The organism is Pseudomonas sp. YQ_6, from assembly GCF_043103245.1.
Classification (GTDB): Bacteria; Pseudomonadota; Gammaproteobacteria; order Pseudomonadales; family Pseudomonadaceae; genus Aquipseudomonas; species Aquipseudomonas alloputida.
This window is the reverse complement of sequence record NZ_JBICJR010000056.1, coordinates 100168-115429: the sequence shown is the minus strand read 5'-3', so window position 1 is coordinate 115429 and position 15262 is coordinate 100168. Positions and strand designations below refer to the sequence as shown.

12 protein-coding genes are annotated in these 15262 nt (G+C 63.3%); 3 read left to right on the top strand and 9 right to left on the bottom strand.

Features of this window, described 5'->3' with window-relative positions; genetic code table 11:
• Positions 1–20 precede the first annotated feature (20 nt).
• Positions 21–1349: a CDP-diacylglycerol--serine O-phosphatidyltransferase gene (pssA, locus tag ACF8FG_RS19890; RefSeq protein WP_076402921.1), complete on the bottom strand. Its 1329-nt coding sequence runs from the start codon at positions 1347–1349 to the stop codon at positions 21–23.
• Positions 1350–1529: 180 nt separating this feature from the next.
• On the opposite strand from pssA, the gene ACF8FG_RS19885 reads away from it, so the two are divergent.
• Entirely contained in the window at positions 1530–2537 is a 1008-nt protein-coding gene (locus ACF8FG_RS19885) for a GlxA family transcriptional regulator (RefSeq protein ID WP_014860028.1), read from the top strand.
• A 129-nt stretch (positions 2538–2666) separates the two neighbouring features.
• Here ACF8FG_RS19885 and ACF8FG_RS19880 read toward each other — a convergent pair whose 3' ends face one another.
• The 3 genes from ACF8FG_RS19880 to katG form a co-directional block, all read right to left on the bottom strand.
• The gene (locus ACF8FG_RS19880) at positions 2667–4001 is read right to left on the bottom strand and encodes an MFS transporter (RefSeq protein WP_010954505.1); all 1335 of its coding nucleotides are present in this window, start codon (positions 3999–4001) and stop codon (positions 2667–2669) included.
• Between the two features lie 162 nt (positions 4002–4163).
• Entirely contained in the window at positions 4164–5375 is a 1212-nt protein-coding gene (locus ACF8FG_RS19875; protein ID WP_014590572.1) for a M24 family metallopeptidase, read from the bottom strand.
• A 157-nt stretch (positions 5376–5532) separates the two neighbouring features.
• Complete coding sequence (gene katG, locus ACF8FG_RS19870) at positions 5533–7788, bottom strand: catalase/peroxidase HPI (protein WP_019438325.1); 2256 nt, start codon at positions 7786–7788, stop codon at positions 5533–5535.
• Positions 7789–8174: 386 nt separating this feature from the next.
• On the opposite strand from katG, the gene ACF8FG_RS19865 reads away from it, so the two are divergent.
• A complete protein-coding gene (locus ACF8FG_RS19865; protein WP_019438326.1) occupies positions 8175–9080 on the top strand; it encodes a LysR family transcriptional regulator in 906 nt (301 codons plus the stop codon).
• A 58-nt stretch (positions 9081–9138) separates the two neighbouring features.
• On the opposite strand, the gene ACF8FG_RS19860 is transcribed toward ACF8FG_RS19865, so the two are convergent.
• Entirely contained in the window at positions 9139–10017 is an 879-nt protein-coding gene (locus ACF8FG_RS19860; protein ID WP_019438327.1) for a DMT family transporter, read from the bottom strand.
• Positions 10018–10261: 244 nt separating this feature from the next.
• On the opposite strand from ACF8FG_RS19860, the gene ACF8FG_RS19855 reads away from it, so the two are divergent.
• Positions 10262–11086, top strand: a complete 825-nt coding sequence (locus ACF8FG_RS19855; RefSeq protein ID WP_014590568.1) for an aldo/keto reductase — start codon at positions 10262–10264, stop codon at positions 11084–11086.
• Between the two features lie 14 nt (positions 11087–11100).
• Here the strand turns inward: ACF8FG_RS19855 and ACF8FG_RS19850 are convergent, their stop codons facing one another.
• The 4 genes from ACF8FG_RS19850 to catC form a co-directional block, all read right to left on the bottom strand.
• Positions 11101–13200, bottom strand: coding sequence for a bifunctional diguanylate cyclase/phosphodiesterase (locus tag ACF8FG_RS19850; protein WP_019438328.1), 2100 nt, complete (start codon positions 13198–13200; stop codon positions 11101–11103).
• A gap of 163 nt (positions 13201–13363) precedes the next feature.
• Positions 13364–13858: a GNAT family N-acetyltransferase gene (locus ACF8FG_RS19845; protein ID WP_014590566.1), complete on the bottom strand. Its 495-nt coding sequence runs from the start codon at positions 13856–13858 to the stop codon at positions 13364–13366.
• Between the two features lie 115 nt (positions 13859–13973).
• Complete coding sequence (gene catA, locus ACF8FG_RS19840; protein ID WP_076402920.1) at positions 13974–14909, bottom strand: catechol 1,2-dioxygenase; 936 nt, start codon at positions 14907–14909, stop codon at positions 13974–13976.
• A gap of 43 nt (positions 14910–14952) precedes the next feature.
• Positions 14953–15243 (bottom strand): muconolactone Delta-isomerase, encoded by a 291-nt coding sequence (gene catC / locus ACF8FG_RS19835; protein WP_003256111.1) that lies wholly within the window; start codon positions 15241–15243, stop codon positions 14953–14955.
• Between the last annotated feature and the right edge of the window lie 19 nt (positions 15244–15262).

Below are 15262 nucleotides of genomic sequence, written 5' to 3'. Positions count from 1 at the left end.
CAGGGCCAGTACAGGCGATGTCAGAGCACCCGTTTGATCAACGGTTCCAACCGGCTATAGCGCAATCGACGCAGAAACTTGCGTACTTGCTTGGGATGTTCTGCCTTCTCCCCCAGCGCCTCTGCCGAATCGATTCTCGGCGCAAAGCGCCGCAGTTCGGTCAACTCTGCTTCCCGTGGCGCCAGCCATTGACCCTGCGGGTCGTCGATCAGCAGGCCGTTCTCAAGGTCCAGGTTGAACCCGCGCGGGTTCAGGTTGTTACCGGTCAACAGCGAATAACGCTGGTCGATCCACACGCCCTTGGCATGGAAGGTATGTCCCGGGTCGTTCCAGATGCGTACTTGCAGCTGGCCGCTGGCAATCGCGGCGTGGCGGCGGCGGGCGAAGGCGCGCAGGTTGTCCTCGTACAGATAGGGCAATGCACCACTGGCACTGAACGGTTCGCCAGGGGCGATGTAGAAGTCGTTGGCGGTGCGGTCACCGACAATCAGTTCCACCCCAACCCCCCGCGCCAGGGCATGGTCAAGTTCGCGCATCACGACCTGTGGCGGGTTGAAATACGGCGTACTGATGATGATCTGCGTGCGCGCCACTGCCAGCAAGGCGCACAGCGCCCGGTTCAGTGGATTGCCACGGCCCACCCCCAGCAGCGGGATTACCTGCAAGCCCTGCCCCGTCACGCTGGCCGGTACCTCGTAGGCCATGCGCCGCAGCCGTGCGCGCAAACGCCGAATGTCACCGCGCAAGCTGCGGGTAGAGGGTGGCGCCGGCAGGTCGAGGCGCGGTGTGGCGGTATGGTGCAGCAACCGCTGAACCAGGCCGACCATGGCATCGGCCAGTGCCGGTGACTGGAACAGGTGATAGCGGTCCAGGCGATAGCGGTCGAAACGATGCAGGTAGACGTTGTTCAGACTGGCGCCGGTGTAGATCACGCAATCGTCGATGATGCTGCCTTTGAGGTGCAACACCCCGAACAGTTCGCGGGTCTGCACTGGCACCCCATGGATCGCGATGTCCAGCCCACGCAACTGGCGCTGGGCCTGATACCAGGCGGCATTGCCCGGCTGACGCCCGGCCCCCAGCAGCCCGCGCCTGGCGCGGAACCAGTCGACCACGATGGTGATCTCCAGGCCTGGCCGCGCGGCCTTGGCCTGGTACAAGGCATCCAGCACTTCCTGACCGGCCTCGTCCTCCTGCAGGTACAGCGCAACGATAACGATGCGCCGAGTCGCCGTACGGATGCGCTCGAACAGGCAGGCGCGGTAAGCCCTGGCATCGGGCAGCACCTGGATCGCTTCGGGGGCCATGGCGTAGCCTGGCAAGCCCGCCAGCATGGTTTCGGGGTTCACTGACGCTCACCTTCTCTGTCAATCACTGTCGGCCCAGCCAGCCGGCGGGGCCATTCCTGGCCGCTGCATCCGGGGTGTATGATCGACCCGGCAACGACCCATAACAACAAGAACCACGCGAGGCTCTGCTTTCTCACTGCCCCTGACCAACCAGGCCTCAGCTTGCACAGGAACAGCGCAATGGTCCACCCCGCTTCTGCAAACCTATCGCCGTCTAGTGTAAAGAATTGTTCGGCAAAGACCTTTGGCTTCCTTATTTTGCCCAATTTCACCACCATCGGCCTTGCGTCGGCGGTGGAGACCCTGCGCATGGCCAACCTGGCCGCGCGCAAGCCGCTGTATCGCAGTGTGCTGATCGCTGCAGACGACGCGCCGGTGGTAGCCAGCAACGGCATGCGCGTACTGCCCGACTACAACATCGCCAACGCCCCCGCGCTGGATGCCTTGCTGGTGGTCGGCGCCAACCCGATTGACCGAAGCCGTAGCAACCGCCCATTGATCGACTGGTTGCGCCAACTGGCCCGCCAGCGCTTGCCACTGGGCGGTATCTGCACCGGTAGCTACCTGCTGGCCAAGGCCGAATTGCTCAAGGGTTACCGCTGCACCATCCACTGGGAAGACCTGCCGACGTTGCAGGCACACTTCCCCGGTATCGTGATCTCAAGCCAGCTGTTCGAACTGGACCGCGACCGTTACACCTGCTCAGGCGGCGTGGCAGCCATGGACATGATGCTGCAACTGGTGGCCCGGGATACTGGCGGCCAGGACATCGCGGCCAAGGCCGCCGAGCTGTTGCTGTGCGACCGCGTACGCGGTGAGCGTGAGCGCCAGCGTGTACCGCTGCGCACCCTGCTCGGCAGCGCTCAGCCCAAACTGAGCCAGGTGGTGGCGATCATGGAGGCCAATCTGGAGGAACCGCTGGGGCTGGAGGAACTGGCCAGCCTCAACGACGTGACCGTGCGCCAATTGGAGCGGTTGTTCCACAAGTACCTGCAGCGCACGCCCAGCCAGTATTACCTGGAGCTGCGGCTGTCGCGGGCGCGGGAGTTACTGCTGCGCAGCGACGTGCAAGTGCGTGAGGTAGCGCTGGCCTGCGGCTTCAGTTCGCCTGCGCATTTTTCCAAGAGTTATAGCCGGTTCTTCGGGCTGTCGCCTTTAGGGGAGCGGCGGCAGGCCTCTCTCCATTGAATGGGGTCCTGTACTGGCTTGGCTGGCCTCTTCGCGGGCAAGCCCGCTCCTACAATGGATGCACATCGGTGGTCCGGCACAGGCCGTCGTAGGAGCGTGCTTGCCCGCGAAGAGGCCAGTGCAGGTCAACTAATCTTCAAGGGCCGCGTGCGCCGTCTCCCGACACATCAGCATGGCCACCAGCGCCACCAGTGCTGCCGCCAGCAAGTATCCTGCCGGGGCCAGCTTGCTGCCCGTCACCTGAATCAGCCAGGTGGCAATGAACGGCGCAGTCCCGCCAAACAGCGCATTGGCCACATTGAAGCTCAAGGCAAACCCGCTGAAGCGCACCCGGGTCGGAAAGATTTCGGCCAGCAGGCACGGCAAGGTCCCGTCGTTCATCGCCAGCATCGCACCGAAAAGGATCTGGATTGCCAGAATCACCAGCAGCGGCTGGCCGTCCAGCAGGCGAAACAACGGCACGGTCAACCCCAGGAACAACAGCGAGGCCACCACCAGCATGGTCTTGCGACCAAACTGGTCGGACAGCCGCCCCATCAGGAAGATCAAGCCGATATAGGTGGCCAGCGACACCGTCGAGGCGATGAACGAGTCCCGCTCGCTCATGCCCATTTCACTGGACAGGTAGGTCGGCATGTAACTGAGCAACAGGTAGAACGCAACCGCATTCAGGCAGGTGACACCCATGCCGATCGCCAGGCTGCGCCGGTGCTGGCCCAGCAGTTCGCGCAGCGGCGTCGTGGCCATGCCGGCCTTGGTTTCCAGGCGCTGCTCCATCTCCAGGAACTTGGGCGTGTCCTGCAGGCTCATGCGGATATAGCGCCCTACCAGGCCGAACGGCGCCGCCAGCAGGAACGGCAGGCGCCAGCCCCACTCATGCAGGGCTTCACTGCTGAGCAGCTCATGCAGCACCGCAACGAACGCCGCACCGAACAACAACCCCGCCGCCGTGCTGGCCGGCACGATGCTGGTGTACAAGCCACGCCGCCCAGGCGGCGCGTACTCGGCCAGGAACGCAGCGGCCCCGGCGTACTCACCCGAGGCGGAAAACCCCTGTACCAGGCGGATCAGCAACAGCAAGGCCGGGGCCCACAGCCCGATCTGCGCATAGCCCGGCAACAAGCCGATGCAAAAGGTAGATACCGACATGATCAGGATCGACCACGACAACGCGTTGCGCCGACCGTGTCGGTCGCCGAAATGGCCCCAGACAATGCCGCCCAGCGGGCGTACCAGGAAAGACAACGCGAATACCGCGAAGGTAGCCAGCAGGCCGGTGGTCTTGTCAGTTTGCGGGAAGAAGGTGGCGGCGATGATGGTGGCCAGATAGCCGTAGGCAGCGTAGTCGAACCACTCGACGAAGTTGCCCATGAAGCTGGCCCGGGCGGCCTTGCGCAGCGCCTGGCGTTCGGCGTTGTGCGCGGGGCCGGCGATGGCGGATGGGTCTAGGGTGGTGCTGGACATGACGGGTACCCTCTGGTTCTTTTAATTGGAGGCAGGGTCTGGTGGTCATACAGGGATCTTGTTGTTGTCTGGGCCAGCCTTTTCGCGGGTGAGCCCGCTCCTACGACAACGGTGAAATCTTTGTAGGAGCGGGCTTGCCCGCGAAGCAGCCGACGCCGATGCTTATTTGCGAATGATGTTGTGCTCCGGCCCATACGGGAACCTGGTGATGTTCTCGGCGCCGCTGTCGTTGACGATCAGAATGTCATGCTCGCGATAACCGCCCGCCCCCGGTCGCCCTTCAGGCAGCATGATCATCGGCTCGATCGACACCACCATGCCCGGCTCCAGCACGGTATCGATGTCCTCGCGCAGCTCCAGCCCCGCCTCGCGGCCGTAGTAATGGCTGAGCGTGCCGAACGAATGGCCATATCCGAAGGTGCGGTACTGCAGCAGGTCGTGGCGCAGGAAGATCTCGTTCAGTTCGCGGGCGATATCGCTGCAGCGCATGCCTGGGCGCACCAGTTGCAGCCCGGCTTCGTGCACTTCGACGTTGGCCTGCCACAGACGCAGGTACTCGTCCGGGCAGTGGTCAAGGAACAGGGTGCGCTCCAGCGCGGTGTAGTAGCCGGCGATCATGGGGAAACAGTTGAGGCTGAGGATCTCGCCCTTGCCCACACGGCGGCTGGTGACCGGGTTGTGTGCGCCATCGGTGTTGAGCCCGGACTGGAACCAGGTCCAGGTGTCCATCAGCTCGGCGTCGGGGAAGCGTTTGGCAATTTCGCGCACCATCGCCTGGGTGGCGTGCAATGCCACCTCGTACTCGGGCACCTGCTCACGCAGGGCCTCGACCACTGCCGCTCCGCCGATGTCGGCCACCTGTGCACCGTGACGGATAAGCGACTGCTCCTCGGCCGACTTGATCATGCGCATACGCATGCACGGCGCAGCGATGTCCACCAGCTCGGCCTTGGGGTAGCAGGCGGCGAATTTGCCGTGGTTCTGCAGGTTCAGGTGGTCGTATTCCACGCCGATGCGCGAGGCCAGCGGCAACGCCTGCTGGATGGCGACGAAATAGTTGTCGCGCTGCCAGTCGGTGTAGACGATGTTGTCAGTGCCCACCGTGCGCCGCCAGGGTTGCCCGCCGTCGATATTGGCGCTGATCGAGACTACCTTGTCCTGGGTAATCACCAGCGCATAAGGGCGGCCGAACGAGCAGTAGAGGAAATCGCTGTAATAGTTGACGTTGTGATACGAGGTGAAGATTGCCGCCTCGATGTCCTGCTCGGCCATATAGGCCCGCAACCGGGCGTGGCGAGCAGCGTATTCCTGAGCGGAGAAGGTTGGCTGTACCTTGTCGCCATTGCGGATTTTCAGGGTCTTGGGCATTTGCATGGTCGGGGTTCCTTGTCGTTGTGAGCACGCTGTTCAGGCCGGCCGCCTGAGAAGCATTGCAACAGAACCGACGAGGACACTTTTGTATCTATCCGACCTGGAATTGGCGGGATAACCACTGGCCAAGGGGACGCTAAGCGCCCCCCGCCAGGTAACGCTATTTCAAATCAAAGCGGTCCAGCTCCATGACCTTCTGCCAGGCGGCCACAAAGTCGCGGACAAACTTGTCACCGCCATCACTGCTGGCATACACCTCGCTCAACGCCCGCAACTGGGCATGCGAACCAAACACCAGATCTACCCGGCTACCGCTCCACTTCACCTGCCCGGTCTTGCGGTCGCGGCCTTCAAAGGTCTCGTTGTCCGCCGAGGTCGGTTTCCACTCCACGCTCATATCCAGCAAGTTGCGGAAGAAGTCGTTGCTCAGCGTCCCCGGCTTGTCGGTGAACACGCCGAGTTTGCTGCCACCATGGTTGGCACCGAGCACCCGCAGGCCACCGATCAGCACGGTCAGCTCCGGCGCGGTCAAGGTCAGCAACTGCGCCTTGTCCAACAACAGTTTCTCGGCCTTGATGCTGTAGCGTGCCTTGGTGAAGTTGCGGAAGCCATCGGCCAGTGGTTCCAGCACGGCGAACGACTCGACGTCGGTCTGCTCCTGGGACGCATCAACTCGTCCCGGGCGGAACCCTACGCTGCCGCTGTAACCCGCATCCTTGGCAGCTTTTTCGACTGCCGCGGTACCGGCCAGCACGATCAGGTCGGCCAGGGAAACCTTTTTGCCGCCGTTGTTGAACTCGCCCTGGATCTTTTCCAATGCCGCCAGCACCTTGTCCACGCCCTGGTTTGCAGCCCAGTCCTTCTGTGGCGCCAAGCGCAAACGTGCGCCGTTGGCACCACCGCGTTTGTCGGAGCCGCGGAAGGTCGACGCGGATGCCCAGGCGGTGGAGACCAGTTCGCCCACGCTCAAACCCGAGGCCAGGACCCTGGATTTGAGGGCCTCGATGTCTTGCTCGCTGATCGTGGATGGGTCGGCTTTGGGCAACGGGTCTTGCCACAGCAACTCTTCATTGGGCATTTCCGGGCCCAGATAGCGCGCCAGCGGGCCCATGTCGCGGTGGATCAGCTTGTACCATGCACGGGCAAAAGCATCCGCCAGCTGCTCAGGGTTTTCTTTGAAACGGCGGGCGATCGGCTCGTAGATGGGGTCGAAGCGCAATGCCAGATCGGAGGTCAACATCGACGGTGCGTGCCTTTTACCGGGATCATGTGCATCGGGCACCATGCCTGCGCCTTTGCCATCTTTCGGCCGCCACTGGTGCGCGCCGGCCGGGCTTTTGGTCAGCTCCCACTCAAAGTCGAACAGGTTATTCAGGTACTCGTTGCTCCAACGGGTCGGGGTGGAGGTCCAGGTCACTTCCAGGCCACTGGTGATGGTATCCCCGCCTTTGCCGGAGCCAAACGTGTTGTGCCAGCCCAGGCCCTGCATCTCCAGGCCTGCCGCTTCCGGCTCGGGGCCGACGTTGTCGGCGGGGCCGGCACCATGGGTCTTGCCGAACGCGTGGCCACCGGCGATCAAGGCCACGGTTTCTTCATCGTTCATGGCCATGCGGCCAAAGGTTTCACGGATGTCCTTGCCCGAGGCCACGGGGTCGGGGTTACCTTCCGGGCCTTCCGGGTTCACGTAGATCAGGCCCATCTGCACGGCGGCCAGCGGGTTTTCCAGGTTACGCTCGGCCGACAGGTCGCGATTCTGCTCTTCACCATGCTTGGCCGGCTCGGCCACCAGGTCACCCTGCCCCGGCGGCTGCGCCTTGACCTGGTCCTTGCCGTAACGGGTATCGCCGCCCAGCCAGACCTTTTCCGACCCCCAGTACACGTCTTCGTCCGGCTCCCACACATCGGCACGCCCGCCGGAGAAGCCGAAGGTTTTGAAGCCCATGGACTCAAGGGCAACATTACCGGTGAGTACGATCAGGTCGGCCCAGGAAATCTTGTTGCCGTACTTCTGCTTGATCGGCCACAGCAGGCGCCGGGCCTTGTCCAGGCTGACGTTGTCCGGCCAGCTGTTGAGCGGGGCGAAGCGTTGCTGGCCAGAGCCCGCACCACCGCGGCCATCACCAATGCGGTAGGTGCCGGCGCTATGCCAGGCCATGCGGATGAACAGCGGGCCGTAGTGGCCGAAGTCGGCCGGCCACCAATCCTGCGAGTCGGTCATCAGGGCGGTCAGGTCTTTCTTCAGGGCCTGGAAGTCGAGGCTCTTGAACGCCTTGGCATAGTCGAAGTCCGGGTCGGGGCTGGACTTGGAGGAATGCTGGTGAAGAATTCTCAGGTTGAGCTGGTCAGGCCACCAGTCACGGTTGGTGGTGCCGCCACCTGCGGTTTGATGGAACGGGCATTTCGATTCGTTCGACATCTGCGGGTACCTTTGGGTCGGTTATCCAGATTTCCGGTCTATGCCAGTGTTCTTTCAGCCGAGCGGGTGGGCTCGTACTACCCCTCATCAGGTGTACACGGGGCTTGCGAAGCTGTCACGGCGGGGGGGCACGGTCTTGCACGCAGGTGCTGACGCGCTGCCCTGTCGCGGAATTCGCGGGGCCACGAGAAAGACTAGCCGAGCTTGGGCAGAGTTCTAATAGAGTGGCTGTTGGTGCCTGATAGGCTGACTCTGTCAGGCGCAGGCCTGTATTGGCCGCATCGTGGTCAGGCCCGCGATGAGGCCGGCACATCCATACAAGGCACAAGGCCCTGCACCATGCTTCAATACACAGCCATACCCTTTGCCCAGGACGCCGAGCCCTCATGAACCGCAACGACTTGCGCCGCGTCGACATGAACCTGCTGGTGCTGTTCGAAGCCCTGATGATCGAACGCAACCTGACCCGAGTGGGTGAAAAACTGTTTATCACCCAATCCACCGTCAGCGCCGCCCTCGCCCGCCTGCGCGAGCTGTTCGACGACCCGCTGCTGATCCGCAGCGGCCGGGCCATGGAACCCACCCCACGGGCCATGCAGATCTTTGCTGAGCTTGGCCCGGCCATGGACGTGATTTCCGCCGCCATCAGCCGCGCCCGCGAGTTCGACCCGGCCAACAGCTGCAACGTGTTCCGCCTGGGCCTTTCCGACGATGCCGAGTTCGGCCTGTTTCCGGCCCTGCTACAGGCCCTGCGTGAAGAGGCCCCGGACATTAGCGTGGTCGTGCGGCGGGCCAATTTTCTGCTGATGCCTGGCCTGCTGGCCAGCGGCGAGATCTCGGTAGGTGTGAGCTATACCACCGACCTGCCGGCCACCGCCAAGCGCCGCAAGCTGCGCGACATCGGTGTACGGGTGCTGCGCGCCGACGACCGCCCGGGGCCGCTGACCCTCGACGAATACTGCGCCCGCCCGCACGTGATGGTGTCGTTCTCCGGTGACATGAGCGGCAACATCGACCTCGACCTGGCACGCATCGGGCGTTGCCGCAAGGTGGTGCTGGCGGTGCCGCAGTTCGGTAGCCTGCGCGCCCTGCTGCGCAACACCGAGCTGATCGCCACGGTGCCGGACTATGCCGCTTGTGCCCTCGCCGACGACGGCAGCCTGCGCGCCGACCCGGCGCCGTTCGACATCACCGAGGCCGAGCTGTCGATGGTCTGGAGCGGCGCCCAGGACAACGACCCCGCCGAGCGCTGGCTGCGCGAACGCATCCTGCAGTTCATGGCCACGCAGTGATGCCCTCTCGCAGCGCAACGCTGCTCCTGCGGGTCGTACGGCCTGAAGTACGCGGCTGCTATTTGCTCCGCTGCATCCACGCGGCGCCAAGCCCGCTGAGGCAGATCACCGAAATCCCCACCAGACTCAGGGTATCCGGCACCTGGCTGTACACCACGAAGCCAAGCAACCCGGCAAAGACGATCTGGCAATAGCTGAACGGCGCCAGCAACGCCGGCGCTGCATGGCGGAAGGCCTGGGTCAACAGCAGATGCGCAGTCATGCCAAAGCCGCCCAGTGCCAGCATCAACAGGGCATGGTCCCAGCGCGGCACCTCCCAGAAGAACGGCACCAGGGCACTCATTGCCAAGGTGTTGCACAAACCCGCATAGAAGTTGCTGGTGGTCGGGCTGTCATGCGCCGCCAGAATCCGCGTCAGCAACTGATAGAAGCAGAAGCCCAATGCCGAACCGAACGGATACAGAATGGCCGGGGTAAACATCGCCCCGCCAGGGTGCACCACCACCAGCACGCCGATAAAGCCCATCACCACCGCCACCCACTGCCCCACTGTCACTCGCTCTTTCAGCAGCGGCGCCGACAGCGCGGTGACCAGCACCGGGGCAAGGAAGTTGACGGCCGTGGCCTCGGCCAGTGGCAGGTATTGCAAACCGGTCGTGAACAGCAGGCTGGTGCTCAGCAGGCTCAGGGCCCGCAAGGTCTGCAATACCGGCCGGCGTGTGCGCAATACATTGAGCCCAGACTTGGGCAGGAAGATACCGGCCATCAGCAGCGTGTGCACCACATAACGCGCCCACACCACCATGACTATCGGGTACAGGCCACCCAGGAATTTGGACAAGGCATCGTGGCTGGCGAACAGGAACGTCGCCACCACCACCAACGCGATGCCGCGCAGAGGTTGGTTGACGCCGGACAGCGGTGTGCTGGAACTCATGGCTCTCTCGATGACGGCGCGGCAGCATGCCCCGCCCAAGGAAGGCCGCGCAGGCATTGCCTGGCGGATGTAACAGCTGGGATTCTAGAAGAGATGGCGCAGAATAAGGAAGTTCATTTGCCGCTTGACCCGGCCAAGTGCAATTTCTGTTCGCTGATCGACCACTTTCCACGTTGTCTGCATGGTCCGTGCACGGTTGATCGCCGACCATCGACCGACCCTGCACACCCTACAAGGAATTTACATGCAAAGGCTCAGCACCCGCACCGGCCTGGACCTGCCCGCCATCGGCCTGGGCACCTGGCCAATGACCGGCAGTGAATGCACCCAGGCCGTGCGCCAGGCACTGGACGTGGGTTACCGGCACATCGACACTGCCACCGCCTACGAAAACGAAGCGGCCGTTGGCCAGGCGCTGCGTGACAGCGACGTGCCACGCGAGCAGATCCACCTGACCACCAAGGTCTGGTGGGACCGCCTGGAGCCCAACGCCATGCGTCAATCGCTGGAAGACAGCCTGCGCGCGCTGGGTACCGAACAGGTCGATCTGTTCCATATCCACTGGCCAGGCACGGACTGGGACCTGGCCCGCAGCATCGACACCCTGGTAGCGCTGCGTGACGAAGGCAAGGCGCGCCACATTGGCGTGGCCAACTTCCCGCTGGGGTTACTGCGCCAGGTGGTGGAAACCCTGGGCGCGCCGTTGTCGGCGATTCAGGTGGAATACCATGTTCTGCTCAGCCAGCAACCGCTACTCGACTTCGCCCGCAGCCATGACCTGTTGCTCACCGCCTACACCCCGCTGGCACGCGGCCAGGCAGCGGCGCAGCCGGTGATCCAGGCAATTGCCCGCAAGCATGGTGTGCTGCCCAGCCAGGTGGCGCTGAAATGGCTGCTGGACCAGGACGGCGTGGCGGCGATCCCCAAAGCCAGCAGCCGCGATAACCAGCTGGCCAACCTGGCCGCGTTGACCGTGCAGCTGGATGACGAAGACCGCGCAGCCATTGCCGGGCTGCCGAAAGACCAACGCGTGGTTAGCCCGCCGTTTGCCCCGGACTGGAACAGCTGAGGCCGCCGCGCTAGTCATTGTTCTTGGGTGATGACCTGCTTCAACCGCTCGCCCGCCGGTGCCGGCCGCCCGTAAAAGTAGCCCTGGAAGTGCGAACAGCCTTCCGCCGCGAGCCGGCGCATCTGCTCCTCCGACTCCACGCCTTCGGCCGTGGTCTTGATCATCAGGCTGTTGGACAGCTCGGTAATGGCGCGAATGATCGACATGGCCTCGCGGCTGTCGCACATGTCATGCACGAACGACTTGTCGATCTTGATCCGGTCGAACGGGAATGAACGCAGGTAGCCCAGCGATGAGTAGCCGGTACCAAAGTCATCCAGTGAAATGGACACGCCCAGGTCTTTCAGTGCGCGCAAGGTACGCACGTTTTCCTCGCTGTTGCCCAGCAGTACCGACTCGGTAATTTCCAGCTCCAGCCGCTGCGGCGGCAGGCCCGAGTCGGCCAGCGCGAGGGCGACGGAATGCACCAGGTCGCCGTTCTTGAACTGCACCGCCGACAGGTTGACCGACACCGTCTGCTCACTGTCCCAACTGGCCGCCTCCTGGCAAGCCAGATTCAGCGCACGGTTGCCCAGCTCGTGGATCAACCCGGTTTCTTCGGCAATGGGGATGAAGTCCATCGGCATGACCATGCCACGGGTCGGGTGTTCCCAGCGCAGCAGCGCCTCATAACCGGTAACGCTGCTGGTCTGATGATCGACTACCGGCTGGTAGTGCAGCTGCAACTGCCCCAGGTGCAACGCTGTGCGCAGGTCGGTTTCCACCAGGCGGCGCTGACGGGCAGCAACGTCCAGTTCGACATCAAAGCATTCATAACGATTACGGCCGTTACGCTTGGCCTGGTACAGGGCCATGTCGGCGTAACCCAACAGTTGCTCTGCCTGGTCATTGTCATCAGGCGCGATGGCGATGCCGATGCTCACCCCCACCACGAACTGATGCCCTTCGATCTGGAATGGCGGGCTGATGGCCTTGATCAGGCGCTGGGCGGTATTACACGCGGCATCCCGCCCCTCCAGGCCCGTCAGCACCACGGCGAACTCGTCGCCACCCAGGCGGGCCAAGGTGTCGTGCTCACGCAGTTCGCGGCGCAGACGCTTGCCCAACTCGCGTAGCAGCTTGTCACCAAAGGCATGGCCCAGGGAGTCGTTGATGTTCTTGAAGTTGTCCAGGTCCAGGCACAGGGCAGCCGTCAGCTTGGCGTTTTCGCTGCCGCGCAACAGGGCCTGGCGTAGCCGTTCGTGGAACAGCGTACGGTTGGGCAGCCCGGTGAGCGCGTCATGGTGCGCCATGTGATGGATCTGCGCATGGGCGGCCAGCTCTTCGGTGGCATCTTCAGCCACGAACAACACGTAATCGGCCTGCCCCTCGCGGCTCTGGCTGAGCAGGGTACGGCTGCGCAGGGTGCGAGGGCCACGGGCGGTGTCGACGCGCGTTTCGGCGGCGTGCCCTTTGGTACTGCGGGCACCACGCACAAGTTGCTGTTCCAGGTAGTCACCGGCAGCCGGTGCCAGGCATTCCCTGGGCAACTGGCCGATCATGCTGCGCTGAGGCCCGCCGAACAGACGTTCGGCCTGCTGATTGGCCAACAGGATGCGCTGGGTTTCCAGGTCCTGGACGATGACGCTCGCGGGAATGTTGGCAATCACCGAATCGAGAAACTGCGAAAGCTTGGCCATTTCCTGGCTGTACTGCTCGGCCAGCTCTTTGGCCTGCAGCAGTTCGAGCTCCTGGCGGTGACGTTCGGAAATGTCGCGGGTGACCTTGGCGAAACCCACCAGTTGCCCGGCATCGTCGTAAACCGCTTCGATGACCACATGGGCGTGGAAGACCGTCCCGTCCTTGCGCAGGCGTGCGCCCGTTTCTTCAAAGCGTCCGGTGCTGCGCGCCTGCTCCAGGTTTAACGCCGGCAACCCGGCTACGCGCTCGGCATCGGTGTAGAACAACGAGTAATGCTGACCGACGATTTCCTCGGCACGGTACCCCTTGGCGCGCTGGGCGCCGGGGTTCCAGTTGGCGACGATACCTTCAGGGGTGAGCAGGTAGATGGCATAATCCACCACGCTCTGGATCAACAGCCGGTACATGATGTCGGGGTTTGCTGCGAGCGACATGAACTTTACCTGAACCTTCGAAGCGCATGAAAACGGACCCCGGCACGCGGCGGCCGGGTCTTGGAAAGCGATGGTGGCATTATGCCGCTCACGAGCGTTTTGTGAAGCACATCACAAAAATGGCGCTATCCCTTATCCACCCCACGAAAAGGCGCCCCCCCCCTCAATGGCGGGTGCCGGTCACCAGAAAATTGAGCAAGTCCGGCTCATCCCCCAAGGCGATAGCCTGCGCCGGCCGCGGCAGGCTCGCCAGCACGGCATTGCAGAAAGCCACGGCGGGCAGATCCTGTGCGTAGCAACGCAGCAGCCAGTCACCCTCCCCCCCCAGCAACTGCAACGCCACCGCTCGGCCGATGCCCTGGCGACGGTACTTCTTCAAGATGAACAGGTCGGCAAGCTCGTGCGCATCGATGCCAGGCAGTTCGCTGCGCTCGACCAGCACGAAGCCGGCGATGAATCCGTCCACCAGCACCAGATACGCGCCCCAGCCGTCGTCCTGCCAGTAGCGGTGCAGGTGCTCCTCGTGGATGTAGAAACGGCCGTCCGCCTCGACGTCTTCCTGCTCCCAGTCGGAGGACTCGTAGCAATAGAACTGGTAGAGGTTGCGGATCAGCGGAGCCTGGTCGATGGTGGTTGGCAGCAGCGCGAGGGGGAGCATGGTGTGGGGCCTGAGCAAAAAGACGATTCTAGATCACCAGGCCCTTGCAGCAAAAAGCCCGGGACCTCCCCGCACGGAAAGCCCCAGGCAAAATCACAGTGACAAAACCTCGGACTCAGCCCTCCTGCAACGCCCGCGGCCGGTGGCTTCGCTCTTCGGCGTCAGGCGACTGGGCACCCTGTAAGCGGAAGTCGAATGACAACTCGGCAAAGCGCTCGCCCTGCACGTCGCGGTCGCGTGCCGCCGCCGCATCCTCGACAAAACGCAGTTCGCCGATCAGGCCGTCGCGGGTGGCATAGGCAAAGTCGTCCCACAGGTACTTGTCGCCCGCAAAGTTGATCTGCGTGGTCAGGTGGCGGTGCCCCGGTGCCGAGATGAAGAAGTGCACGTGCGCCGGGCGCTGGCCATGGCGGCCGAGCAGGTCCAGGCATTCCTGGGTTGGGCCCTGCGGGTCGCAGCCATACCCCGATGGCACGACCGAGCGCGCGCGGTAACGGCCCTCGGCATCGGTGATGATACGCCGGCGCAGGTTGAACTCGGACTGGGTCGAATCGAAGTACGAATAGGTGCCCTGGGTATTGGCGTGCCACAGGTCGACGGTGGCACCGGCCAACGGCTTGCCGTCGGCATCGAACACCTGGCCCTGAAGGAACATCACCACGCCTGGGTCAGTGCCGTCGTCCATGCGCGCTTCGCCTTGGGCCAGCGGCGCCCCGGCAACGTACAACGGGCCTTCGATGGTGCGCGGGGTGCCGCCGCCAAGGCCGGCTTCGGCATCCTTGGCATCCTGCAGCAGGTCGAGGAAGTGCTCGATACCCAGGCCAGCAGCCAGCAGGCCTGCCTCGTTACGGCCGCCCAGGCGGTTGAGGTAGTGGACGGCGTGCCAGAACTCGTCCTCGGTAATCTCCAGGTCTTCGATCAGGCGGGCGGTGTCCTGCAGCACGCGCAGAATGATCTGCTTGAAGCGCGGGTTTCCTTCGGCATGGTCCAGGCCAGCTACCCGGTTGAAGAAGGCTTGAATGTCGGCAGTGTGGGAAATTTTCACGGTCATCGTGCTTACCTCGTATTGTTCTTGTCAGGCATACAGGTGCGAATCAGCGATCGTCGCTGTGAATAGACGAGGGATGCCGACACAGGCCGTCGACCTCGATGTCCATGTACGGGAACAGCGGCAGCTGCATCAGCGTGTCATGCAATGCCTCGACGCTGGGCACATCGAACACGCTGTAGTTGGCGTAATGCCCGGCAATGCGCCACAGGTGGCGCCAGGTGCCTTCGCGCTGCAGGCGCTGGGCCAGTTCCTTTTCGTCGGCCTTGAGCTGGGCGGCCTTGGCCGGGTCCATGTCGACCGGCAGCTTTACGGTCATCTTCACGTGGAACAACATGGTTATCTCCTTGCTTGCT